Source organism: Paraburkholderia bengalensis (assembly GCF_037126505.1).
GTDB lineage: Bacteria > Pseudomonadota > Gammaproteobacteria > Burkholderiales > Burkholderiaceae > Paraburkholderia > Paraburkholderia bengalensis.
Genome location: NZ_JACFYJ010000107.1, coordinates 1 through 23687, shown reverse-complemented (window position 1 = coordinate 23687; position 23687 = coordinate 1). Strand labels below are relative to the sequence as shown.

General features: G+C 64.3%; 21 protein-coding genes and 1 pseudogene. 11 read left to right on the top strand and 11 right to left on the bottom strand.

The window, feature by feature from the left end; translation table 11 throughout:
• Window positions 1-382: ATP-binding protein (locus tag H3V53_RS36600; protein ID WP_336601997.1), on the top strand; the 382-nt coding region annotated here is incomplete at its 5' end.
• Window positions 383-433: 51 nt separating this feature from the next.
• Here the strand turns inward: H3V53_RS36600 and H3V53_RS36595 are convergent.
• The 8 genes from H3V53_RS36595 to mnmC form a co-directional block, all read right to left on the bottom strand.
• Entirely contained in the window at window positions 434-916 is a 483-nt protein-coding gene (locus H3V53_RS36595; protein ID WP_082426562.1) for an SET domain-containing protein-lysine N-methyltransferase, read from the bottom strand.
• 271 nt (window positions 917-1187) lie between these two features.
• Window positions 1188-2300, bottom strand: a complete 1113-nt coding sequence (locus tag H3V53_RS36590) for an NADH:flavin oxidoreductase/NADH oxidase (protein ID WP_336601996.1) — start codon at window positions 2298-2300, stop codon at window positions 1188-1190.
• Window positions 2301-2417: 117 nt separating this feature from the next.
• Window positions 2418-3131 carry an MOSC domain-containing protein gene (locus H3V53_RS36585; protein WP_419539674.1) on the bottom strand — a complete coding sequence of 238 codons (714 nt, stop codon included), beginning with the start codon at window positions 3129-3131 and terminating at the stop codon, window positions 2418-2420.
• Between the two features lie 19 nt (window positions 3132-3150).
• On the bottom strand, window positions 3151-3870 hold the full coding sequence (locus H3V53_RS36580) for a glutamine amidotransferase (protein ID WP_336601994.1): 720 nt from the start codon (window positions 3868-3870) through the stop codon (window positions 3151-3153).
• A 145-nt stretch (window positions 3871-4015) separates the two neighbouring features.
• On the bottom strand, window positions 4016-4660 hold the full coding sequence (locus H3V53_RS36575) for a MarR family transcriptional regulator (protein WP_054918135.1): 645 nt from the start codon (window positions 4658-4660) through the stop codon (window positions 4016-4018).
• Window positions 4661-5340: 680 nt separating this feature from the next.
• Window positions 5341-6456 (bottom strand): YbdK family carboxylate-amine ligase, encoded by a 1116-nt coding sequence (locus H3V53_RS36570; RefSeq protein WP_336601993.1) that lies wholly within the window; start codon window positions 6454-6456, stop codon window positions 5341-5343.
• A gap of 124 nt (window positions 6457-6580) precedes the next feature.
• Window positions 6581-7783 (bottom strand): cation:proton antiporter, encoded by a 1203-nt coding sequence (locus H3V53_RS36565; RefSeq protein ID WP_336601992.1) that lies wholly within the window; start codon window positions 7781-7783, stop codon window positions 6581-6583.
• 827 nt (window positions 7784-8610) lie between these two features.
• On the bottom strand, window positions 8611-10581 hold the full coding sequence (gene mnmC / locus H3V53_RS36560) for a bifunctional tRNA (5-methylaminomethyl-2-thiouridine)(34)-methyltransferase MnmC2/FAD-dependent 5-carboxymethylaminomethyl-2-thiouridine(34) oxidoreductase MnmC1 (RefSeq protein WP_336601991.1): 1971 nt from the start codon (window positions 10579-10581) through the stop codon (window positions 8611-8613).
• Window positions 10582-11071: 490 nt separating this feature from the next.
• Between mnmC and H3V53_RS36555 the strand changes: the two genes are divergently transcribed.
• On the top strand, window positions 11072-11350 hold the full coding sequence (locus H3V53_RS36555) for an HU family DNA-binding protein (protein WP_007581741.1): 279 nt from the start codon (window positions 11072-11074) through the stop codon (window positions 11348-11350).
• Window positions 11351-11445: 95 nt separating this feature from the next.
• Here H3V53_RS36555 and H3V53_RS36550 read toward each other — a convergent pair whose 3' ends face one another.
• Both H3V53_RS36550 and H3V53_RS36545 read right to left on the bottom strand, forming a co-directional pair.
• A complete protein-coding gene (locus H3V53_RS36550; RefSeq protein ID WP_336601990.1) occupies window positions 11446-12699 on the bottom strand; it encodes a GTP-binding protein in 1254 nt (417 codons plus the stop codon).
• A 175-nt stretch (window positions 12700-12874) separates the two neighbouring features.
• A complete protein-coding gene (locus H3V53_RS36545; RefSeq protein ID WP_054918126.1) occupies window positions 12875-13315 on the bottom strand; it encodes a transglycosylase SLT domain-containing protein in 441 nt (146 codons plus the stop codon).
• 532 nt (window positions 13316-13847) lie between these two features.
• On the opposite strand from H3V53_RS36545, the gene gspD reads away from it, so the two are divergent.
• Genes gspD through gspF form a run of 3 tightly spaced genes read left to right on the top strand, consistent with a single transcriptional unit; the run spans window position 13848 to window position 18908 of the window.
• On the top strand, window positions 13848-16175 hold the full coding sequence (gene gspD / locus H3V53_RS36540; RefSeq protein WP_336601989.1) for a type II secretion system secretin GspD: 2328 nt from the start codon (window positions 13848-13850) through the stop codon (window positions 16173-16175).
• Entirely contained in the window at window positions 16172-17686 is a 1515-nt protein-coding gene (gspE, locus tag H3V53_RS36535; protein ID WP_054918123.1) for a type II secretion system ATPase GspE, read from the top strand. Before gspD ends, gspE begins: the two co-directional genes overlap by 4 nt.
• 4 nt (window positions 17687-17690) lie before the next feature.
• Complete coding sequence (gspF, locus tag H3V53_RS36530; protein WP_336601988.1) at window positions 17691-18908, top strand: type II secretion system inner membrane protein GspF; 1218 nt, start codon at window positions 17691-17693, stop codon at window positions 18906-18908.
• 90 nt (window positions 18909-18998) lie between these two features.
• Here gspF and H3V53_RS36525 read toward each other — a convergent pair whose 3' ends face one another.
• Window positions 18999-19412 carry a type II secretion system protein N gene (locus tag H3V53_RS36525; protein ID WP_054918119.1) on the bottom strand — a complete coding sequence of 138 codons (414 nt, stop codon included), beginning with the start codon at window positions 19410-19412 and terminating at the stop codon, window positions 18999-19001.
• Between the two features lie 193 nt (window positions 19413-19605).
• On the opposite strand from H3V53_RS36525, the gene gspG reads away from it, so the two are divergent.
• The 6 genes and pseudogenes from gspG to gspL form a co-directional block, all read left to right on the top strand.
• Window positions 19606-20106, top strand: coding sequence for a type II secretion system major pseudopilin GspG (gspG, locus tag H3V53_RS36520; protein ID WP_336601987.1), 501 nt, complete (start codon window positions 19606-19608; stop codon window positions 20104-20106).
• Window positions 20107-20190: 84 nt separating this feature from the next.
• Entirely contained in the window at window positions 20191-20724 is a 534-nt protein-coding gene (locus tag H3V53_RS36515; RefSeq protein WP_336601998.1) for a GspH/FimT family pseudopilin, read from the top strand.
• A complete protein-coding gene (gspI, locus tag H3V53_RS36510) occupies window positions 20724-21155 on the top strand; it encodes a type II secretion system minor pseudopilin GspI (RefSeq protein ID WP_336601986.1) in 432 nt (143 codons plus the stop codon). Before H3V53_RS36515 ends, gspI begins: the two co-directional genes overlap by 1 nt.
• Window positions 21133-21834: a PulJ/GspJ family protein gene (locus H3V53_RS36505; protein WP_336601985.1), complete on the top strand. Its 702-nt coding sequence runs from the start codon at window positions 21133-21135 to the stop codon at window positions 21832-21834. The genes gspI and H3V53_RS36505 overlap by 23 nt, the downstream gene beginning before the upstream one ends.
• Window positions 21835-21854: 20 nt before the next feature.
• Complete coding sequence (gene gspK / locus H3V53_RS36500; protein ID WP_419539675.1) at window positions 21855-22991, top strand: type II secretion system minor pseudopilin GspK; 1137 nt, start codon at window positions 21855-21857, stop codon at window positions 22989-22991.
• 28 nt (window positions 22992-23019) lie between these two features.
• Window positions 23020-23687: pseudogene (gene gspL, locus H3V53_RS36495) on the top strand (type II secretion system protein GspL); the annotation flags it as partial.

Genomic DNA, 23687 nt, shown 5'->3' with positions numbered 1-23687 from the left:
GCCGCCGGCGCGCATCCACGGCGCGCGCATCACGATGACGGTCGCGCAAGCCGTCGTCGACAATGTGGAGATGGCGGAAGTCACTGTCGAGGACAACGGCCCCGGTGTGCCGCCGAAACAGCAACCGGACCTCTTCAAGCGCTTTTTCCGTGGCGACGGCCAGGGCCAAAGCGACGGCGGCGTCGACGGCGGCGCAGGTCTCGGCCTCGCGATCGTGCATGACATCATGGCGCTGCATCGCGGCAGCGTGCATTACGAAGACGCCGCGGAAGGCGGCGCACGCTTCATCGTGCGCATTCCTGTCGCGACGGGGGCGGTGCTGCTCGAACCGCCAGACGCGCGAGAAACAAAAAAACCGGCGCATGCGCCGGTCGATCCTTGATGCCCGTTGCCGAACGCGCGCTGCCCGGCGGATAGCCGAAGCGCGCGCCCATTATTTCTTCTTCTTCGACTTTTTCTCGTCTTTCTTGTCCGGCTGCGCGAGCATCGTGCCGCGGCACTTGCGCGCGCCGCAGCGGCACTCGTATTCCTTCTTCAGCTTCTTGGTCTGACGCGCGTCGATCACCAGCCCGTAGTCGTAGAAGAGTTCTTCGCCCGCTTCGATATCGCGCAATGCGTCGATAAAGACGTGGCCGTCGATTTCTTCCGCTTCGCAATTCGGCGCGCAGGAGTGATTGATCCAGCGAGCGCTGTTGCCCTTCACCTTGCCGTCGATCACGTCGCCGCTGTCGAGCGCGAAGTAGAATGTGTGATTCGGTTCGTCGGGATTATGGGGGTGCCGACGCAACGCTTCCTTCCAGGAGATCCGTTCGCCCTTGTATTCGATCAGCCGGTCGCCGGCCGCGATCGGTTCGAGTGCAAACACGCCTTTGCCGTGCACGCCCGATTGACGCACAGCGATCCTGCGTGAACTCATTGAATCAATCCTTTGTAGAACGGTGGATGAGCAAACTCTGTTCGCCGACGCCTCCGCGCGTGGCACGCCGTTCGCGCCGCATTCGCACGCAAGGCTTTTCTGACGCGGATAGCAAACGCGGCGCCGTGCTGGCGCCGCGTCGACATGCAACGCTCCAAGCGTCACAACCGAAATCGTACACGGATGATATGGATTCGTTCAACCGTCAGAAGCGCGGAACGCGCGCCCATTGCGTGGACGTCGGCACATGTTGGCGGTTGAACGCAACGCCTCAGCGTTGTCCGAACGAAATATCGCCGAACAGCGCCTTCTGCTCGCGTGGCTGCGAGCGCCAGTATTGCGGCGGAGCGTCGACAGTCGCGCCCAGCTGCGCGGCGGCATGCCACGGCCAGCGCGGATCGTAGAGCATCGCGCGCGCCATCGCGACGAGATCCGCGTCGCCCTCTTCGATCAGCTGGTTTGCATGCGCCGGATCGGTGATGAGGCCGACGGCCACTGTCGTGATGCCCGTCGCTTCCTTGACGGCCTTCGCGAACGGCACCTGATAACCGGCGGAAAGCGGAATCTTCTGCAGCGGCGACACGCCGCCCGTCGATACGTCGACCCAGTCGCAGCCGCGCTTTTTCAGCTCGTGCGCGAACGCGATCGTGTCTTCGATCGTGATGCCGCCGTCCACCCAGTCCACGGCCGACACCCGCGCACCGACCGGTTTGTCGGTAGGAAATGCGGTGCGCACGATGTCGAAGATTTCGAGCGGGAAACGCATGCGGTTTTCGAGCGAGCCGCCGTATTCGTCGGTGCGCTGGTTCGCGAGCGGCGACAGGAACTGATGCACCAGATAGCCGTGCGCGGCGTGCACTTCGAGCGCATCGATGCCGAGGCGCGCGGCACGCCGCGCCGAGGCGGCAAACGCCTCGCGAATCCGGTTGAGGCCCGCGGCGTCGAGCGCGAGCGGCGGCTCTTCGCCTTCCTTGTGCGGCAGCGCCGACGGCGCGTGCGGCAGCCAGCCGCCTTGGGCGACGGGAATCAGTTGGCCGCCTTCCCAGGGCACGTGGCTCGATGCCTTGCGCCCGGCGTGCGACAGCTGCATCGCGACGTGAATCTTCGAATACTTGCGGATCGCCGCAAGCACCGGCTTGAGCGCTTCTTCCGTGGCGTCGTCCCACAAGCCGAGATCGCCGGGCGTGATGCGGCCATCGGGCTCGACGGCCGTTGCCTCGATGCACAGCATGGCTGCGCCCGACAGCGCAAGATGTCCGAGATGGATCATGTGCCAAGCGGTCGCTTCGCCGCGTTCGGCGGAATACTGACACATGGGTGACACGATGATGCGGTTGGGCAGCGTCACGCTACGCAGCGTGAGCGGAGTGAAAAGTGCGCTCATGATTGTGGTATCGCCCATCGAATTCGAGAGCGATTGAGGATAGCACCGGGTCGGAATTGCTGCAGACGGCGCCCTGCCCCGACGCTGACCTTTGCCGCAGCGACTGCGAACGTGCGATCAGCCGGGATCGGCGGGTGTATCGAGCCGCTTCGACCACGACTCGACTTGCCCGCTTTCGAGCCGCCTCACCGCCGTCTTGCGCCACGAATGCGCGAGGGCGTCGAGTTGCGCCATGCTGGCGAGCGACTCGCGATCGTCGCGATCGACATATAGCACGCGCAACAGACGATCGACCGTCCATTGCGCATGCGGACGCGCGAGCCGTTCGATCGTATCGCCGGCGCCGATTTCGCCCGCTTCGAGCACGCGGTAGTACCAGCCGGTGCGGCGCGTGTCCTGCACGGCACGCGACATATCGGCGCGCGCGAAACGCAGGTTCAGCTTCCAGCACGGCTGTCGCGGCTGCGAAACCTGCACGATCGCGCCGCCCATCCGGTACACATCGCCGACGCAGACGTCCGTTTCCGTGAGACCCGACGTGCTGATGTTCTCGCCGAACGCCCCGCGCGCGTCGAGCCGCACGAGGCCATCGGTGCCCGCTTGCCATTCGTGCCGCCAGCTGGCGTAGTGATCGAACGGATAGTGGTGCAGCGCCTTTTCCGGACCGCCGTGAACCTTGAGTTCGGCCTGCTGATCACCTTCGATTCCCGTTTCGCCGAGCCACGCGCGGCCATCGACGGGCGTCTTGCCGATCGCGCTCGACCGGCCCGCGCCCAGCGGGGCAATTTTGCCGGCAAGCACGGCATCGACGATGTGGACGCGGTTGTTCACGGAAGTCACGTGGAAAAATTCAGGGTTTCGTCGTGAGTTGCTGCTGATCCAGCCATTCGCCGAACATGTCGCACGCCGCGGCTTCGAGCTTCGGACCGTGCTTCACGGTGTCGGCGCGCAGCGCGCGCACATCGACGCCGTGACTCGCGATTTCGCCCGCGTTGCCGATCAGCCAGGGCTCGAAACGATCGGTGCGGATTTCGGGATGACACTGCAGCGCGAGCACATGCTTGCCCCACGCAAACGCCTGGTTCTGGCATGCGGGCGTGGCGGCGAGGTGCACGGCACCTTGAGGAAGATCGAAAGTATCGCCGTGCCAATGCAGCATCGACGTGCGCGCGGCGTCCAGATGACGCAGCGCCGACTGTTTGCCCGCTTCCGTGAGCGTCAGCGGCGTCCAGCCGAGTTCCGTCTGTCGGGACGGATAGACCCGCGCGCCGAGCACGCGCGCGATCAGCTGCGCGCCGAGGCAGATGCCGAGCGTGGGCAGGCCCGCCGCGAGGCGTTTTTCGATCATCGCGACGAGGGGCGCGATAGACGGATAGCGATCGTCGTCGTAAGCACTGATCGGCCCGCCGAGAATCACCATCAGCGAAGGCACGACGGGATCGGGCGCCTCGATACGCGCGAAGCCGACGTCCAGATAACGCACAGGAAGCCCGCGCTCGCCGAGCACCCGTTCGAGACTGCCCAGATCCTCGAAGTGCACGTGGCGTATCGCCAGAACCTCGTGACGCATCGGCTTATCCCACTGTCAGGTTGACCAGGCGCGCAACGGCGCGCCGAAAGACGCGCCGCCTGCCGATGCGCAGGCCGGCGCAAGCCAGGCCGCCCGTTCGCGCATGATCCGCGAGCAGCGGCCGGCCCCGCAGTGTAGCCGACTCTCAGGCTTGCTGCGCGAAGATCTTCCAGGTCTTCTTCTGCGTGGCGGCGTCGGCTGTTTCGTGCACCGAGCAGTCCAGACGCAGATCGGTGTCCGCCATCGACAGGTCGAGCAGCATGCAGCGATGCGGCGTCTTCTTCGGATTCTTGCTCGGTTCGAAATGCGAGCAGGTCACGCACATCCGGTGCGGCGGAATATGGCCTTGCACTTCGAGCTGGCGCACGGTCTTCAGCAGCGTGCGATAGAAAAGCGATTGCTCTTCGTCGCGCAGCGTGCCGACCGCCTTCGCGAGGAAGTCCGGCCATTGCGCGGCGCGCTTGGCCGCCGTGCGGCCACGAGCCGTCAGGCGGACGGCGAGCGCGCGGCCGTCGTCGAGCGCGCGGCGCTTTTCCACCAGGCCCTTGCTTTCGAGCGTGCTCACGGCATCGCTGGTCGTCGCGGCCGTCAGCGCCGTTTCGCGTGCGATTTCGCCGAGACGCATCGGCCCTTTGCGCTGCATGAGCAGCACGAGGATTTCACCCTGGGTCGGCGTCAGGCCCGCGCCTTCCGCCCACTCCCATGCCTGGCTTCGCATGGCCGTGCTGAGTCGCAGCAGGCTGTGGGTCACCCGCCCGGTTGCCTGCTCTCCGTATACGCCTTCGCTCATAGTCTTTCGTTCGTTGTTGACTGCATGCCTTTGTCATTGGCATACGAATATCGATGCCGCAGGGCCGACAGTCTGTAGGGGGATGCTTCGCCGGTCAACCCGGTCTGCCTGTTAGCACTATCTCAAAAATACCCCGTAATGCGCGCCTGTTGGGGCCGCTTGCACGGGTGCTGCAACTGCACGGCGCGCCGCAGCGATGACTGCTTTCCGGACACCGACTGACGGAAGCAGAACAGCGGCAGCGACGAAAAACGACATTCTATGCGAGAGAAGCAAATCGTACAGCTAAGTTATCCCATGCGATCTGTGGATAACCACGGGATAAGACAGGGGACGGCTTGTGCGCCGATTCTTGATAACGCGCGCGCGCCGGCACGGCGGCAAATTGTTCTCCCAGGGCTGCGGCCGCGCCGCACGCATGATCCGCGCGGTTATCGTTTACGCAGCTCGTTGACTTTGCAGGGAATTATTCAGTTGTCCACAGACGAGCGCAATGCTTGTTAACTACTACTACGTTTGTATACGTAAACTTTGAGAAAACCTAGTGTGCGCGTCATCGGCGTTCGATAAAACAAAAAACCCGCAAAAAGCGGGTTTTCCGGATGCCGCTCAAACGGCAGACAATGATCGCCGATGCGGCCGGGTTCGTCGAACTGGATCGTCGACCCACTGCGCGTGAATCAGGCGCGCCACTGCAGGCATTGCTGGCGGACCGCCTCGTGCAGCGATTTCTCCTGTTCGACCACGTTGCGCAGCCACGTCGCGTCGTTCATCTGGCCGCGCGCGATTGCGCCGATTTCCTCCAGCGCCTTGCCCGAGCCAAGCGCCTCCGCGTGCGGCGCGATGCGCTCGAGCGTGTGGATGATGTCTTCCGAAATCGTGCGGCGTTCGCCCGTCTGCGGATCGATGCAGGTGCCCGCCAGCCCGAACCGGCACGCCTCGAAACGGTTGAACGTGTAGACGAGGTAATCGTCTTCCATGGGCGTGAGCGGTTTGTCGAGCAGCAGATGGCGAGCGAGCGTCTGGATGTAGCAGGCGATCGCCGCCGCGCGATCGACGGAAAGCGGCGTGTCCATCACGCGCACTTCGATGGTGCCGAAGCCGGGCTTCGGGCGGATATCCCAGTAGAAGTCCTTCATGCTGTTCACGACGCCCGTGTGAACCATCTTCGAAAAATATTCTTCGAAGCTGTCCCACGTAAGGACGAACGGCGCGCGGCCCGACAGCGGGAACGCGAACACGGAATTCAGGCGTGCCGAGTGAAAGCCCGTATCGACGCCCTGCACGTACGGCGACGACGCCGACAGCGCGATGAAATGCGGAATATAGCGCGACATCGAATGCAGCAGGAACAGCGCGCTATCGGCATCGGGACAGCCAATGTGCACGTGCTGGCCGAACACGGTGAACTGTTTTGCAAGGTACCCGTACAGTTCCGAAAGGTATTGAAAGCGCGGCGTATCGACGATCTTGCGCTCGCTCCATTGCTGGAAAGCGTGCGTGCCGCCGCCGCACAGGCCGACGTTCAGCCGGTCCGCCGCGGTGACGAGCACGTCGCGAATGGTTCGCAGGTCGGCGACGGCCTGTTCGTGCGACGTGCAGATGCCCGTCGACAGCTCGATCATGCTCTCGGTGATTTCCGGCGTGATATTGCCGGGGATCTTTTCGTCCTTGATGAGCCGGAGCAGATCCGTCCCTGCTTTGGTCAGATCATAGTCATGCGTATTGACGATCTGCATCTCGAGTTCGACGCCGAAGGTGAACGGCTTCGAATCGATAAAGGCTTCGAGTGACATGGCGTTTCCTGATTCGGGTCGGCGGGATTCCGTCCGTTGAGGACGGCGCCCGGCCGGATTCACTGTCGAATGCGGCAGCCGCAGGCGCAGGCTGCCTGAAAAAATGTTCGACGCCGCGTCGGTTTTACTCGCGGCGCTCGCCGACGAGTGCCAGCGAGCGGTACACGAGCCACGGTCCGACGAGCTGAAGCACCACGATTGCGCACATCGTGATCGCGCGCAGCGTCGGGTCGAAATTCGGATAGAGCTGGTAGGTGTCGTCGACGAGCAGATACGCGAGCGCCGACATCGGCGAAAGCGACAGCCCGAGCGCAACGCCCTGTTTCATGTTGAGCCCGCTCGGCTTCGCGAACGCGAGCACGCCGACCAGTTTGGCGATCAGCCGCGCGACGATCAGCCCGACGGCGGCAATGCCGCCCGTCACGATGTCGTGCCACTGGAAGGTCGTGAGCGTCAGCACGAACAGGATTACCGTCAGCAGCCAGCCCGCCGTGCCGAAATGCTGCGGCCACAGTTGCGGGCGAGCCTCCAGATTCTTCACGATAATGCCCGCCGCCAGCAGGCTGACGATCGTCGACAGCTTGAAGATGTGCGCCACTGCGATGGCGAGCAGCACGAGGCCGAACAGCGCGACAAACGAGTGCTCATCCTGCAGATTCACGCGCTTGTAGAAGAACGTGATGGTGCGCGCGACCAGATACGCGAGGATGAACGAGCCGATCAGCAGATAAAGCGGCTGAAGAATCGTGGCGAGCAGATTGCCGAAGGCCTCCTGATGCAGCCAGCCCGACGCGAGCTTCTCGATCACGACGGCATACATGCTGTTTAGCGCCGTCAGCGTCATCAGCCGCTGCGTGACCTGGCCTTCCGCGCGCAATTCCGTTTTCAGCTGGATCACCATGGCGGGCGAAGTCGCCATCGCGATCGACGCGAGCACGAGCGCCGTCACCGTCGACACGTTCAGGAACACCAGCACGGCCAGCACCAGCACGAACGTGAGCGTCGACTCCGCGAGGCTCGACATGATGAGCCAGGTATTGCGGCGTATCCAGCGCAGATCCAGCCGGCTTCCAAGCTCGAACAGCAACAGGCCGAGCGCGACGTCGAGCAGCGGACGCGCAGTGCTCGCCGAATCCGCGTCGATCACGCCCGAGCCCGCCGCGCCCGCGATCAGGCCGATCACGGCGTAGCCGGAAATGCGCGGCAGATGCCAGGCGCGGTAGCACAACTCGCCGACAAGGCCCGCCGCGAGCAGCGCGAGGCCTGCCCAGAAAATGGCATCGGGCGTGAGCGGCCAGACTGGAAAGAATGAAAACGCCGACTTCATCGTGGTGGCTTCTCCTTTACGGCAACGGCAGACGACGCGAACGGGCAAACGCCAGCGGCACGCAAGGCGCGCGCCGCATCCGTTGCCGCGATCCGTTCGCGTCTGCCGGCGTTGCGGGTGTCAACGATCGGGTGAAAAACTGAAACGAACACGACGATGCCGCATGACTAACCATGCGCGGCCCGACGTGAGTGAAAAGAGCGCCGTCGACTTTCGAATCAGATTCTGGGGGTCAGGCAACCGTTCCATGGACGCGTCGGTTGCGGGGCAAAACACGACGCGGAAAGAACGGCGATTGTGCCACACCTTCCTTACAGTTGTCGGAAAAGCGCCGAACAGGCGCTCAAAGCGGTAAAACGTACGCTAACTTCGCGACAACAGGAAAAACCGACCGGTCTGAGCGTGCATTTCGGGAAAAACGACGCGCGCCGATCGTGCTGGCCGTTTGAGTGTTGTCGAGCCTTTCGCGTTCCGGACTCGATGCGTTCGACTGCGATCTTCGAGGACAAAACGAGCGATGCGGCCGCGCTTCGATCGGCCGCGAGCCTTTCATCAAAAGGTTTACCTGTATGTATACGTAGTAGAAGTTAACAAGGCAGGCGCTTTTCTGTGGATAACCCGGGTTTACCGAATTGAATCAGCGTTTTGCCGAGCGCATAACAGCGCGCGTTTGATGTGCGCGCACGACGGCGTTCGTCGGATAACTTTTTGAGTGGCGCGCGGGTGGTTCGAGTTACCCCGTTTACGTCCACATCGATTCCACACGAGTTGCACGCGCATTTTCCCCGGTTATCCACAGATCGACGTGGATAACTTTTCGGCGTTGTTTATTGTTCCGCCGTGCCTTGGCGCAGCGCTCGCAGCAGGAAACGAGCGGGATCGAGCGCCTCGGCGAGATCGCGTTCGATCGGCCAGGGCTCGCCTTCTATTTGTGAAGCGATCAGTTCCGCGCCGAGCGACGCCCAGACAAGACCACGCGAGCCGAACGCAAACGCGCCGTAAAGTCCCGCCGCGCGCGGCAGATCGAGCGGCCACGCGCCGCGTAGTTTCGCGGCGTCGCGGATCGCAGCGGCTTCGTCGGCGAAAGCGCCGATCATCGGCAGACGGTCGCTCGTCACGCAGCGAAATGCGACGCGCCCGTCCAGCTGCGCGGCCGTTTGCGCGAATTGAACGTCGCGCAGCTCGGGCAGCATCTGTGCGACGCGCTCGATGTTCTCGATGTGAGCATCGGCGCGCATCTGGCCGTCGGGGTCGTCGATGTCGTAGGTGGCGCCCGTCAATGTGATGCCGTTCGGCAGCGGCACTGCATACCCTTCGCCGATCACGGGCACGCGCAACGCCTTCGCCGCGCTGTCGGGCAGCAGTGTCAATTGACCGCGCACGCTGCGCGTCGGCGCATGACGCAAGCCCGCGACGCGCGCCGCTTCATGCGCATTGGCGAAGATCACGACGGGCGCGCTGGCAACGGCCGTGCCGTTTCGATCGAACACGATCCACTCGTTTTCGATGCGTTCGATACGCGACGCGTCGATGCCGAAACGCCGTTCGAGCAAGCCTTGTGCTGCTTCGCATTGCGCCGCGCAGAGCGACGCGGGATCGATCCAGCCGCCGTGCGGAAAGAGCCAACCGCCGCGCGCGACGCGCATGTTCGCAATGCGCGCGGCGTCCGAGCGGGATACGGGCGTCACGTAGTCCTTCGGGTACGCGAACGATGCGAATGCATCGGCCATCGCGTCGGCTTCGTCGTCATCGGCGGCAATCTGCAGCAGGCCGTCGGCACCGCGCAGCAGACGATGCCCGCGCCGTTCGAGATCGGTCCATCGCCGCAGCGCGTAAAGAAAGCCGGCGCGCGTGATGCGCGAGCCGACGCTGTCGTCGCGCGACATCATCGGATGGAACACGCCGGCGCGATTGCCCGACGCTTCGCGCGCCACATTCGCGTGGCGTTCCAGCGACGTGACGCGCCAGCCTCGCGCGGTGAGCCGTTCGATCGCCGCGCAGCCCGCGAGCCCTGTGCCGATCACGACAGCATGGCGTTCGCCGACAGCAAGCGGCGATGGCGGCTCGTGCCGCCGCACGCGATAGCGCGGCGCGAAGCGGCCGACGAGCATCGCGCGCTTCCAGCCGAAGCCGTCCACTTTCCGGTACTCGAATCCCGCTTGCTGAAGCCCACGCTTCACGTCGCCCGCGCTGGTGTAAGTGGCGAAGGTGGCCTGTTCGCCCGCGAGCCGCGCGAGCGCCTTGAAGATCGCAGGCGTCCACAGCTCAGGATTCTTCGACGGCGAAAAGCCATCCAGATAAAAGGCGTCCGCGCGCAACCAGAGCGTGCCTAGCGTCTGCGCTGCGTCGCCAAACACGAGCGTGAGCGTCACGCGTCCCTCGTCGAATTCCAGCCGATGCGCGCCAGGCACAAGCATCGGCCATTGATCGGCGAGTTGTTGCGCGAGCGGTGCGATCGATGCGTCCGCAACGGCCGGCGCCAGGGCCGCCAGCAGATCGTCGCGTGAAAAGGGATGCTTCTCCGTCGAAACGAAGTGCAACCGCTCGCAACGATGCGGGTCCGCACGCCATGCCGCCCATGTGACAAGGAAGTTGATGCCCATACCGAAACCCGTTTCCAGCACGGTGAACACGCGCCGCTTTTGCCAGCGCGACGGCAGCTCGTTGCCCTTGAGGAAGACATATTCCGCCTGCGCCAGTGCGCCTACGGCGCTGTGATAGATGTCGTCGTGGCGCGGCGAATACGGCGTGCCGTTGTCGCGGAACGCGAGGATAGCGGGGACGAGAGGTTCGGTCATGCGCGATGAAATGCAGTGCTGGGAGGAAAGCGGGCATCGTCGAAGCGCCCGTTTGGAAGCGCAAACGCATAGCGGCGCATACATGTCGGGGCACGCAAAGAGCCCGCCGAAATCCGCTGCAACCCCGTCCAGACGCCCTTCCAGCGCCCTTCGGGCAGTGCCGAACGTTGGCAAAAACCAACGCTGGCGGGGCTTCGAGCGATCCTGATCGCATCTATTCGATGCGTGCAACGGCAAAAATGCTGCTTTCCAAGCTGTATCAGGCGTTGCGGGGTGTAATTCTTCGAAACCCTTATCCAGATTGGGTTTGCGCTGCGCTATCATAGCAAGCGCCGCGAGGGAAGCGGCAGCACGGCGCTTGACGCAGTGCCAGGCGCGCTGCGGGTGTCCGGGGTATCCCCGAGCCGTCGCTGCTCGACGGCGCGGCGCGCGCACGTATAATCGGCGCGTTCGCGCTGTTCGTGTCAACCTAAACCAGAAAGGAACCTTAATGAACAAACAGGAACTGATCGACGCCGTCGCAGGTCAGACGGGCGCCAGCAAGGCTCAAACCGGCGAAACGCTGGACACGCTGCTTGAAGTTATCAAGAAGGCTGTGGCGAAGGGTGATGCAGTCCAGTTGATCGGCTTCGGCAGCTTCGGTTCGGGCAAGCGCGCAGCACGTACGGGCCGCAACCCGAAGACGGGCGAAACCATCAAGATTCCGGCCGCAAAGACCGTCAAGTTCACGGCTGGCAAGGCGTTTAAGGACGCTGTCAACAAGCGCTAAGTTTCAGCAGCTTGATTTGTTGACGCCCGCCATTGGCGGGTTTTTTTTTCGTCTGTGCTTTCGACAGCGGGCGTCAGGCGAGACTGCTATGACGTTCAGTGATGGTGGTGATGATGACCATCGTGATCGTGTTGGTCGTGATCGTGGTCATCGTCTTCGAGATCCCACGCGGGGAACGGATCGGCCAATCCGAGCCAGCCTTCGACGCCCAACGCGTATTCGTCGTCGGTCAAAAGACATGCATCGAATTTCGCGCGCCAATGCGCCGGCTCGATGTCGACGCCGATCAGCACCAGCTCCTGGCGGCGATCGCCGATCGTGAAGTCGTCGGCGTCGCCGTGCCAGTCGGCGGCGATCTCCGCCAGCAGTTCGTCGTCGCCTTCGGGCCATTCGCCGCGATCCTGCGCAGCCCACCATGTTCCCGCCGGCGCCGGACGGCATGTGCCGCCCGCCTGCGATAGCGAGCCGCCGATGTCGTTGCGCGTCGCGAGCCAGAAGAAGCCTTTGCCGCGCAACACGCCCTGCCACTCTTCGTGCAGCAGCGCCCACAATCGTTCGGGATGAAACGGCCGCCGCGCGCGATAGACGACATGTCCGACGCCTTTGCCTTCGCGTTGCTGTTCGTGGCTCGCGGGATCATGCAGCAACACGAGCCAACCCGCCGCGTTCGAGGTCGCGTCGTAATCGAAACGCGCCGTGCCGAGCACCTCTTCGACGTTCGCATTGCCGTAGCTGCTGACGATTTGCGCGGCGCGCGGATTGAGCGCCGCGAGTACGTCACGCAGATGCGCGAGGTCGTCGGCAGAAACGAGATCGGCCTTGTTGATGACGAACACGTCGCAGAACTCGACCTGCTCGATGAGCACTTCGACGATCGTGCGATCGTCGTCTTCATACGCGGCCAGTCCTCGCGCGGATAGCGCATCCGTCGATGCATAGTCGTGCAGGAAAGCGGCGGCGTCGATCACGGTCACGGTCGTATCCACTCGCACCAGCGCAGCCAGCGACTCATCCTCGAGGATGGACTCGGCGATGCTCATCGGCTCGTCGGCAGCCGATGCCTCGATGACGATGGCGTCGAAGCGGTTCGCCGATGCAAGCTCGGCGAGCTGGTCGAGCAGATCTTCGCCGGCTTGCACACAGACGCAGCCGTTCGGCAACTCGATGCGCGGCGCCGTCGATGAGGCGGGCGCGGCGTTGTCGATATCGATACGGACGGCGGCAAGATCGGTGACGATCGCCGCGACTCGCGGACCGGCGCGGTTCGAGAGAATCTGATCGACGAGCGTGGTCTTGCCGGCGCCCACAAAACCGGAAATCACGGTGACGGGCAATATCGGCTGATTCATCGCGGTACGGAAAACGTGGAGGTGAATGACGCATGCGCCGGTCGATCGCTGAAGCGACGCGAGCCGGCGGCAGCACGAAGCCGCATTGTGCATCAATTGGAGTTTGAGGATGCCGCATCTTCGACGCAGCAATGCAGATCAATTTGCGCAGATATCGCGCGAACGGCGGGACGCACTACCGCGCGGGCATCAGGTTCCACTTCCGGAGAATCGCCACGATTTGCCGCGCGTACTCGTCGCGCAACGATGGCGTTTCCGAGTGATAGGCGCCGACGGCGGCCCACGTATTGCCGTACTTGTTCATCTTCTGCCGAAGATGCCACGCTGCGATGTACACGTTCTTGCACGGCTCCATCAACGTGCCCTGCGAGATGCCGTATTGCGCGAGCACGGGCAGATGAACGGAGTTGATCTGCATGACCCCGTAGTCGGTCGAACCGTTGGCGTTCTTGTGCACGGCCGTGGGACGGTTGTGCGACTCCTGCCACGCGATGGCCCGCAAAATGAGTGGATTGACCTTCTGATAGTGGGCGGCTTCGTCGAAGCAGTCGGCGCGCGCGGACCCGGCGCCCAACAGCGCGATCAGTCCAGCGGCGGTGACAAAGGCCATTTTCATGGGGTCAGGTCGGTCAAGTTGACAGGTTGTGTCCGATTCCTAAGCAATATAGGCAATAAAACGGTAAAGACGACCCGGCACCTTTATCCGCCGGGCATGCACTCGGGAAAACCCGTTGCGCATAGCATGGTCGAACCGTCGATCCGCCCGTATCATACCGGCAGGACCTGTTGCCTCAAAGTTGGCCAACCGACATAAGCCAGTGACTTGCGGCCAAACGCAGTCACGATTTGCGCCCGTCCAGCGCACGAAAACTTTCAAGGACTTGACGGACTGCGCAATCCGACGAACGTCGGATCGCGAACGGTAGAGGAAACTCACGGCACTTACCGGTTTTGTGACATTTCCGACACGAAAAGCTGTTACTGTTCGTTGTTTTCGGTTACAGGGAGGCAAGGCATCCCCGGCAGCTGACTGTCGTGCGAGCCTTGTAGGACCGAGGACGACTGGGTGTCGACCGGTCGTCCACTGTGCATGACCGTCGGCGGATCACAACGTCGGCTTCGAAACCATATCCATGAGAAGAAACCGTATGGCATTGCGTCGCGTCGCGACGGCGTTGCTGGTCGCTGGCATGTTGACGGCCGAAATCGCCCACGCGCAGGTGACACTTAACTTCGTCAACGCCGATATCGATCAGGTGGCGAGGGCGATTGGAGCGGCGACGGGCAAGACGATCATCGTCGACCCGCGCGTGAAGGGACAGCTGAATCTCGTCTCGGAGAATCCGGTTCCGGAAGACCAGGCGCTCAAGACCTTGCAGTCCGCGCTGCGGATGCAGGGCTTTTCGCTCGTGCAGGATCACGGCGTGCTGAAGGTCGTCCCCGAAGCCGACGCCAAGCTGCAAGGCGTGCCGACCTATGTCGGCAATTCGCCCGCGGCGCGCGGCGATCAGGTCATCACGCAGGTGTTCCAGCTGAAGAACGAGTCGGCGAATAACCTGCTGCCCGTGCTGCGCCCGCTGATTTCGCCGAACAACACGGTCGCCGCGTATCCGTCGAACAACACGATCGTCGTCACCGATTACGCGGACAACGTGCGACGCATCGCGCAGATCATCGCGGGCATCGACACGGCGGCAGGCCAGCAGGTGCAGGTCGTGCCGCTGAGGAACGCCAACGCGATCGACGTCGCGACGCAAATGGCGAAGGTTCTCGACCCCGGCACGATCGGCAACACGGACGCAACCCTGAAGGTTTCTGTGCAGGCCGATCCGCGCACCAATTCGCTGCTGCTGCGCGCGTCGAACGCGGCGCGCCTCGCGGCGGCGAAATCGCTCGCGCAGCAACTCGACGCCGCCACCACGCAGCCCGGCAATATGCACGTCGTGCAGTTGCGCAACGCGGACGCCGTGCGTCTGGCAAAGACGCTGCGCGGCATGCTCGGCAAGGGTGGCGGCAACGAATCGTCATCGTCGGGCGGCAACACGGCCGCGAACTCGTTCAACCAGAACAACTCGCCTTCGTCGACCGGCGGCTCCGGCAATCCGCCGCTGCCGTCGGGGTCGCTAGGCGGCTCGAGCGGGTCGTCGCTAGGCAGCAATCCGCTCGGCAGCGGCGGAATGGGCGGCGCTGGCTATGGCGGCCAGGGCGGCGGCAACCAGGACTTTCTCGGCGAAAAAGAAGGCAGCAACGAAGACAATCAGCCTGGCGGCATGATCCAGGCCGACGCGTCGACGAACTCGCTGATCATCACCGCGTCGGACCCCGTCTACCGGAACCTGCGCACCGTGATCGATCAGCTCGACGTGCGTCGCCCGCAGGTGTACATCGAAGCGCTGATCGTCGAACTGAACTCGAACACCAACGCCAACCTCGGTATCCAGTGGCAGATAGGTAACGGTAACGTGCTCGCGGGCACCAACCTCGCCACGGGCAGCGGCAACAGCATCGTCAACCTGACGGCGGCGGCGGCCACGGGCGGGGTCGCGGCGGCGCTGGCGGGACAGAACCTGCAGCAAGGTCTGAATCTCGGCTACGTGAGCAACATCTTCGGTGTGCGCGGGCTCGGCGCGTTGCTGCAGGCGCTGTCGCAGACGGCCGACGCCAATGTGCTGTCCACGCCTAACCTCATCACGCTCGACAATCAGGAAGCGAAGATCGTCGTCGGTACGAACGTGCCGATCCAGACAGGCTCGTATTCGAACCTGACGAGCAGCACGGCGACGACGGCATTCAACACCTTCGATCGTATCGACGTGGGTCTGACGCTGCACATCAAGCCGCAGATCACCGAGGGTGGCATCCTGAAGCTGCAGCTGTACACGGAAGACTCGGCAATCGTCACCGGCACGACCAATGTGACGACCAATCCCGCCGGTCCCGAATTCACGAAGCGCTCGATCCAGTCGACGGTGCTCGCCGACAACGGCGAGATCATCGTGCTGGGCGGCCTGATGCAGGACAACTATCAGGTCAGCAACAGCAAGGTGCCGCTGCTCGGCGACATCCCGTGGATCGGCCAGCTGTTCCGCTCGGAAAACAAGACGCGCTCGAAGACCAACCTGCTGGTGTTCATCCGTCCCGTGATCATCGCCGACCGCGATACAGCGCAAGCGGTGACGGCGAACCGCTACGACTACATCCAGGGCGTGACGGGCGCATACAAGTCCGACAACAACCTGATGCGGGACAAGGATGATCCCGTGGTGCCGCCCATGCCCGCTGGTCCGAACGAAGGCGGATCGACGCTGAATCTGTTCGATCTCGACAAGATGCGGCGTGAACAGGCGCTTGGCGTTCCGCAACCGGCTCCCGCTAACGCGCCGCCGCCGCAGCCCGTCGCGCCCGCGCAGTCTGGTGCGCCCGTACAAACGATGCCCGTGCCGTCCGCCACGGGTACGCAGAAGGTGCAGCCGTGAACACGCCACACGCGCCCGGCAGCGCAGCGCCGGAAACGGCGGCCACGGGCGGAGCGCACCGCGAGCCGCCCTCGCCGCTCGCCGCGCGCCTCGTGCCATACGGCTTCGCGAGAAGCGGCCAGATTCTCGTCGCGCATCAGCACGCCGATTCGATCGAAGTGTGGATCAGCGAGCGCACGAGTCAGGCCGCGCTCGCCGAAGTCGTGCGCAATTTCGGCGCGATTTCCGTCGTGCGCATGACGGCGGATGAACTGGCGCAAGCGATCAACCAGGCATATGCGCGCCAGGACGGCAGCGCGGCGCAGGTGGTCGGCGAAGTGGAAGGCGAAGTCGATCTGTCGCGTCTGATGCAGGACATTCCCGAAGTGGAAGACCTGCTGGAATCCGAAGACGACGCGCCGATCATCCGCATGATCAACGCGCTGCTCACGCAGGCCGCGCGGGAACAGGCATCCGATATTCACATCGAGCCGTTCGAGAATGCATCGGTGGTGCGCTTTCGCGTCGATGGCACGCTGCGTGACGTCGTGCGTCCGAAAAAGGCGCTGCACGGCGCGCTGATTTCGCGCATCAAGATCATGGCGCAGCTCGATATCGCCGAGAAGCGTCTGCCGCAGGACGGCCGTATCACGTTGCGTGTCGGCGGCAGGCCTGTCGACGTGCGCGTGTCCACCCTGCCGACGGGCCACGGCGAACGCGCCGTGCTGCGTCTGCTGGAGAAGGACGCGCAGCGTCTGAATCTCGAAGCGCTCGGCATGGCGCCCGATACGCTCGCGCAATTCGACAAGCTGATTTCGCGGCCGCACGGCATCGTGCTCGTCACGGGTCCGACGGGTTCGGGCAAGACGACCACGCTTTATGCATCGATGTCGCGTCTCGAAACGGCGACGACGAACATCATGACCGTCGAAGACCCGATCGAATACGACCTGTCGGGCATCGGCCAGACCCAGGTCAACGAGCGGATCGGCATGACGTTTGCGCGCGCGTTGCGCTCCATTCTGCGGCAGGACCCGGACATCATCATGATCGGTGAGATCCGCGACCTGGAGACGGCGCAGATTGCCGTGCAGGCGTCGCTGACGGGCCACCTCGTGCTCGCAACCTTGCACACCAACGACGCCGCTTCCGCCGTCACGCGTCTCACCGACATGGGCGTCGAGCCGTATCTGCTCGCGTCGTCGCTGCTCGGCGTGCTCGCGCAGCGCCTCGTGCGGCGGCTGTGTCCCTTCTGCAAGGAAGAGCGCGAAGAGGATGGGCGCAAGTACTGGCATCCCGTCGGCTGCGACAAGTGCGGCCATTCAGGCTACGCGGGACGTCGCGGCGTCTACGAACTGCTCAATGTCGACGACCACGTGCGCGACCTGATTCACCGCAATGCCGCCGACGCCGAAATTCTCGAAGCCGGCCGCAAACAAGGCATGCGCACGCTGCGCGAGGACGGCGAGCGCTGGGTCGCATCGGGGATGACATCGCTTGAAGAAGTGATCCGCGTGACGGGCGGGGTCTGAGCGCATGCCGGCCTTCCGTTTCGAAGCAATCGACGCCGCGGGCAAGGCGCAAAAAGGCGTGCTCGACGCCGACAGTGCGCGCGGCGCGCGCACGCAGTTGCGCACGCAGGGGCTCACGCCGCTTGTCGTCGAACCGGCGGCGACGCGCACGCGCGGTGAGCGCAGCCAGCGCCTGTCGCTGGGACGCAAGCTGTCGCAGCGCGAACAGGCCATCCTCACGCGGCAGCTCGCAAGTCTGCTGATCGCCGGTCTGCCGCTCGACGAAGCGCTCGCCGTGCTCACCGAGCAATCCGAGCGCGACTACATCCGCGAACTGATGGCGTCGATCCGCGCGGAAGTGCTGGGCGGCCACTCGCTCGCCAACGCGCTGTCGCAGCATCCGAAAGACTTTCCCGACATCTATCGCGCGCTCGTCGCAGCGGGCGAACACACGGGCAAGCTGGGTCTCGTGCTGTCGCGTCTCGCCGATTACATCGAGCAGCGCAACGCGCTCAAGCAGAAGATCGTTCTCGCGTTCACGTATCCGACCATCGTCACGATCATCGCGTTCGGCATCGTCACGTTCCTGCTGAGCTACGTGGTGCCGCAGGTCGTCAACGTGTTCGCGAGTACGAAGCAGCAGCTGCCGTTCCTCACGATCATGATGATGGCGTTGTCGAGCTTCGTGCGTAACTGGTGGTGGGCAATGCTGATTGCGCTCGTGATCGTCGTGTATGTGGTGCGCGCGATCCTCGCGCAGCCCGGACCGCGCCTCGCGTTCGATCGCTGGACGCTGACGGCGCCCCTCTTCGGCAAGCTCGTGCGCGGCTACAACACGGTGCGTTTCGCGAGCACGCTCGGCATTCTGACGGCGGCGGGCGTGCCTATCCTGCGCGCGCTGCAGGCGGCGAGCGAGACGCTCAGCAACAAGGCGATGCGCGGCAATATCGACGACGCCATCGTGCGCGTGCGCGAAGGCACGTCGCTGTCGCGCGCGCTCGGCAACACGAAGACGTTTCCGCCCGTGCTGGTTCACCTGATCCGTTCGGGCGAAGCGACGGGCGATGTGACGACGATGCTCGACCGCGCGGCAGAAGGCGAAGCGCGCGAACTGGAGCGTCGCACGATGTTTCTGACGAGCCTGCTGGAACCGCTGCTGATCCTCGCGATGGGCGGCGTGGTGCTGGTGATCGTGCTGGCCGTGATGCTGCCGATCATCGAGTTGAACAACCTGGTGCAGTGACGGCGCGCCGTCGAGTCGTCAGGTAAGCGCGCGAAAGCATCGCGAGCCGCGCCGATGCGTCGAACGGACATCGGCCGGGCTGGACAGAAATCAGCGCACGTAGATGGTCGGGCCGGGTGCGTTGGCGGGAAGGAACACTTCGGAGCGGGCGCCGTTGCGGTCGATGATGATCGAGCGGGCGCGCACTTCGGCGAGCTTCGCGCCTTGCATCAGCATGCTGCCCAGCGACACCGCGCGCGGCGGTTCGCCGCCCGTGCTGACGATCGCGGCGCCGCCTTCGCGCAGCGCGAGGATGCCGAACAGGCGCACATCCTGGTTCGCGGTGCGCGTGAGTTGTCCGCCGAACAGCGTCGCGGCCTGGTCCGTCGACACGGGCGCACGCACGGCGGCGGCAGGCACGGGTGCGCCGGAATGCGACGTGAGCGTGACCACCCAGTACGTGAGCGTCGCGCAGAACACGGCGAAGACGGCGAGCGAAATCAGGCGGATCTGAAGTGCGTTCATGCGTGTCATTGTACGGACTATTGTGAATTTTGCGGCACACAGACAGGCAGATGCGGGGCGCAAGCGGCGCGTATGCGTACCCTTCAACTGCATGACATTAAAATGACCGACCGGACGTGCAGAGTGCTTGATTCTCAACGCCTTGCGTGACGTCTGATCGATTGACCCCTTTATTCAGGAGAGGTAGCAAGCTATGCAAATGTGGACCAGTCGCCGCAACGATACGTGCGCCGTGAGCGCGACCGTGAACGCGACCACGCGCGCGACCCTGCGCGCCCGACGTCAACGCGGGTTCACGCTGATCGAAATCATGGTCGTGATCGCGATCCTCGGCATTCTGGCAGCGCTGATCGTGCCGAAGATCATGAGCCGTCCGGACGAAGCGCGCCGCGTGGCCGCGAAGCAGGACATCGGCACGATCATGCAGTCGCTGAAGCTCTATCGTCTCGACAACGGCCGCTATCCGACGCAGGAGCAAGGCCTGCGCGCGCTAGTCGAAAAGCCGTCCACCGATCCCGTCCCCAACAACTGGAAGGACGGCGGCTACCTCGAGCGTCTGCCGAATGATCCGTGGGGCAATTCGTATCAGTACCTGAATCCCGGCGTCCACGGCGAGATCGATGTGTTCAGCTACGGCGCCGACGGCAAGGCGGGCGGCGAAGGCAACGATGCCGACGTCGGCTCCTGGCAATAAGCGGCGACGGCTTTCTTCGCGCAGTTCGCGTCGAACCCGATCGATACCAGCACCATGCGCCTGCCCGATTTCATGCAGCTCTACATGCCCTTCGTTTCCCGTGCGGACGTGAGCGCCCATCGCGCTGACGCGGTCGTCCGCACGAGAAGGCGTGCGTCGCTGCGTGACCGGCAGCGCGGCTTCACGCTGCTGGAGATGCTGGTCGTGCTGGTGATCGCGGGCTTGCTGGTGTCGCTGGCGTCGCTGTCGCTGACCCGCAATCCGCGCACCGATCTGAACGAAGAGGCGCAGCGGCTCGCGCTGCTGTTCGAGTCGGCGGGCGATGAGGCGCAGGTGCGCGCGCGTCCGATCTCATGGCTGCCGCTCGACGGCGGCTTTCGCTTCGACATCCACACGAACGACGGCTGGCGCCCGCTGCGCGACGACCTGCTCGGCCCGCGCCGCTGGGAAGGCGGCGTGACGGGCGTCGCCATCGACTATCCGGGTTCGGACACGCATTCCGATCGCATCGTGTTCGGCACGGAAAGCATCGATACGCCCGTGCAGGTCACGCTCTTTTCCGCCGCCGGGCGCGTGACGATCGTCGGCACGGGCAACGGCCGCTACGAGGTCCGCTGATGACGCGAGTGCGTCGTGTCCTCCCTTCGTGCGGCGTTCCGAACCAACGGGATCGGCGCAAAACAGAAGGCTTTACGATGATCGAAGTGCTGGTCGCGCTGGCGATCATCGCGGTGGCGCTGGCGGCGTCGCTGCGCGCGGTCGGCAGTCTGGCAACGGGCGAGGCCGATCTGCACCGGCGGCTGCTCGCGGGCTGGAGTGCGGATAACGCGCTTGCGCAACTGCATCTGACGCACGCGTGGCCGCAGGTCGGCACGCAGAGTTTCGATTGCTCGCAGGGCAACCTGCAGCTGATTTGCACGGAAAGCGTGAGCGCGACGCCAAACCCGGTGTTTCGACGCGTCGAGGTGTCGGTGACGTCGCCTGGCAGGCCGGGCAACCTCGCGCAGATGGTGACGGTGATCGCGAATGAAACGAATCGCTCGCTCTGAGCACGATGTCCCGCGCGTTCGCCGCTCGCCGCTGTTCAGGAGGACAGCGGCCGGATTCACGCTGATCGAGCTGCTCGTCGCGATTGCGATTCTGGCCGTGATCGCCGTGCTGTCGTGGCGCGGCCTCGACCAGATCATTCGCGGACGGCAGACCATCACGAACGCGATGGAAGACGAGCGCGTATTCGCGCAGTTTTTCGACCAGATGCGCATCGACGTGCGCAACGCTGCCTCCGACGACGAAGCGGGCGAACCCGCCGTCGCCGTGAACGGCAATGCGTTGCAGATCGTGCGGTATCTGAACCGGCCGGGCGCGCCGCGCATCGTGGTCGTCCGCTACCGGATCATCGAGGGACGCGTGATCCGCTACGCCTCGCCGCCGCTCGCGAATATCGGCGAAGTGCGGCGCGCGCTCGGCGGCGGCGAGGGCGAAGGCTGGAGTTCGGTGCCGCTGATAGGCGGCGTGGGCGCGATCAATGCTCGGCTCTACGTGCCGAAGGTCGGTTGGACCACACAGATGAAAGACGTGGAATCGGCGATTACCGAGAACGACAATAATCTGAAAGTGCCTCAGCTCGGCAATGCGCCGTTGCCGCGATCCGTGACGGGGCTGGAAGTCAGTATCGGCGCGAATTCGCTCGCGCGGCCCGTTACGCGGGTTTTTCTCGTAGGGGAGTGATTCTGGTGGTTTCGCCGCTGATGGAGGTTCGTGGTTCGAGTAGCGCTGCGCGGCGGTCCGGGCAGCGCGCGCGCCGCGCGTGCGCGAAACCGGCGCGCCAGCGCGGCGCGGCCATCATCAGCGCGTTGCTCGTCGTCGCGCTGTCGGCGATTCTGGTATCGGGCATGCTGTGGCGCGAACAGGTGCAGATCCGCCGCATCGAGAACCAGCGGCTGCTGGCGCAGGCTCAGTGGGTGTCGCGCGGCGCGCTCGACTGGACGCGCCTGATCCTGCGTTCCGAAGGCGACACGTCGGCCGGTATCACTTACCTAGGCGGCGTCTGGGGCGTGCCTATCGCAAGGACCCGGCTTTCCGACTTTCTCGGACAGATCGGCGAGGTGCGCGCGCAGGAAGGTGGCGCAACCTACATCTCCGGCTCCATCGAAGACGCGCAGGCGAAGTTCAATCTGCGCAATCTCGTCTCCACGGCCGTGCCCGGCGCGCTCACGCTCAATACCGACCAGATCCAGGCGTTCCAGCGTCTGCTGCAACTGCTCGGCATCAACGGGCAACTCGCGAAGAACACGGCGCTGCAGTTGCGTGCGGGTCTGCGCCAGTCGGCGACGCGGTTCCAGACGTCCGCCAATCCCGCTACTGTCAGTCAGCCGCAACCGCAGCAAGGCGGCGTCACGGGCGGCGGCAACTACACCAATCAGCCCGGCCTTCAGGATACCGACGAGGACGCGCCCGTCGCGCCGCTGCAGATGACGAGCGTCGACTCGCTGCTCGACGTGCCGGGCTTCACACCCGACATGATCGCGCGGCTGCGTCCGTTCGTGACGGTGCTGCCGACCACCACGGCCGTCAACATGAACACGGCGCCCGCCGAAGTGATCGCGGCCATGGTGCCGGGAATGAATCTGTCGAACGCGCAGGCCTTCGTCGCGCGGCGCGAAACGGTGTTCTTCCACAACGTGGGCGACGTGCAGAATGCGCTGCGCGGCGCGGGCGTTCAGCAGCTCGTGTTCGATCCGAACGAAATGGACGTGAACACGAACTACTTCCTGATCCACGGGCGCGTGGAACACGAGCGCGCCGAAGTCGATCGCACCACCCTCGTCTATCGCGACGCACTGACGCACACGACGCGTATCGTATGGGGACGAGACCAACTATGAACCACGCATTTTCCCGAGAGAGTGGCCTTTGAGCACGCTGATCGTTCTTCTGCCGCCGCGCGACCCGGCGGTGCCGTCGCAGGAATGGCAACTGCCCGAGCTGCCGTTTCTGCTGCTCGACAAATCGGGGCGCATCCAGCGCGCTGGCCGCTCGGCCGTGGGTCTGTTGCCGCGCGCCAGCCTGAGCGTGCTGATGCTCGCCGCGCGCGACTGTCTGATGCTGGCTGCGGCCGTGCCGCCGCTCAAAGGGCCGCGCTTGCGCCAGGCGCTGCCGAATGTCGTCGAAGACCAGCTGATCCAGGACGCGCAGACCACGCACATCGCGATCGATCCGCAGCCGCTCGACGGCAATCGCCATGTGCTCGCAATCGTCGATCGCGGCTGGTTCCGCTATATCGTCGAGACGTTCGCTGCGGCCGGGCATCGCAACGTCAAGGCAGTGCCCGTTGCTCGCTGCCTGCCGCAGCCTGTTGGTTCCGCCGCGTCCGCCGCCGCCGTCGCCGCGCACGAGGCCCGCGCGGAAGAAGCCGTTGCGGCGGGTGGCGCCGGCCTCGATCCGGCGCCGCTGCACGAGGCGCCCGCCGTCGCCCGCCACGCCTGTCGTCGCGGCGGTGTTGGGGCAGGTTGTGTCGTCGGCGGCCGCCGTGCTCGGTGAGCACGCCGACGCCGCCGCCGCCTCGCGTCGAACTCGCGCTG

Coding starts and splice junctions, on each gene's coding strand:
- H3V53_RS36595 (WP_082426562.1), bottom strand. CDS start 916: ATGAGTTCACGCAGGATCGCTGTGCGTCAATCGGGCGTGCACGGCAAA.
- H3V53_RS36590 (WP_336601996.1), bottom strand. CDS start 2,300: ATGAGCGCACTTTTCACTCCGCTCACGCTGCGTAGCGTGACGCTGCCC.
- H3V53_RS36580 (WP_336601994.1), bottom strand. CDS start 3,870: ATGCGTCACGAGGTTCTGGCGATACGCCACGTGCACTTCGAGGATCTG.
- H3V53_RS36575 (WP_054918135.1), bottom strand. CDS start 4,660: ATGAGCGAAGGCGTATACGGAGAGCAGGCAACCGGGCGGGTGACCCAC.
- H3V53_RS36570 (WP_336601993.1), bottom strand. CDS start 6,456: ATGTCACTCGAAGCCTTTATCGATTCGAAGCCGTTCACCTTCGGCGTC.
- H3V53_RS36565 (WP_336601992.1), bottom strand. CDS start 7,783: ATGAAGTCGGCGTTTTCATTCTTTCCAGTCTGGCCGCTCACGCCCGAT.
- mnmC (WP_336601991.1), bottom strand. CDS start 10,581: ATGACCGAACCTCTCGTCCCCGCTATCCTCGCGTTCCGCGACAACGGC.
- H3V53_RS36555 (WP_007581741.1), top strand. CDS start 11,072: ATGAACAAACAGGAACTGATCGACGCCGTCGCAGGTCAGACGGGCGCC.
- H3V53_RS36550 (WP_336601990.1), bottom strand. CDS start 12,699: ATGAATCAGCCGATATTGCCCGTCACCGTGATTTCCGGTTTTGTGGGC.
- H3V53_RS36545 (WP_054918126.1), bottom strand. CDS start 13,315: ATGAAAATGGCCTTTGTCACCGCCGCTGGACTGATCGCGCTGTTGGGC.
- gspD (WP_336601989.1), top strand. CDS start 13,848: ATGGCATTGCGTCGCGTCGCGACGGCGTTGCTGGTCGCTGGCATGTTG.
- gspF (WP_336601988.1), top strand. CDS start 17,691: ATGCCGGCCTTCCGTTTCGAAGCAATCGACGCCGCGGGCAAGGCGCAA.
- H3V53_RS36525 (WP_054918119.1), bottom strand. CDS start 19,412: ATGAACGCACTTCAGATCCGCCTGATTTCGCTCGCCGTCTTCGCCGTG.
- gspG (WP_336601987.1), top strand. CDS start 19,606: ATGCAAATGTGGACCAGTCGCCGCAACGATACGTGCGCCGTGAGCGCG.
- H3V53_RS36515 (WP_336601998.1), top strand. CDS start 20,191: ATGCCCTTCGTTTCCCGTGCGGACGTGAGCGCCCATCGCGCTGACGCG.
- gspI (WP_336601986.1), top strand. CDS start 20,724: ATGACGCGAGTGCGTCGTGTCCTCCCTTCGTGCGGCGTTCCGAACCAA.
- H3V53_RS36505 (WP_336601985.1), top strand. CDS start 21,133: ATGAAACGAATCGCTCGCTCTGAGCACGATGTCCCGCGCGTTCGCCGC.
- gspK (WP_419539675.1), top strand. CDS start 21,855: ATGGAGGTTCGTGGTTCGAGTAGCGCTGCGCGGCGGTCCGGGCAGCGC.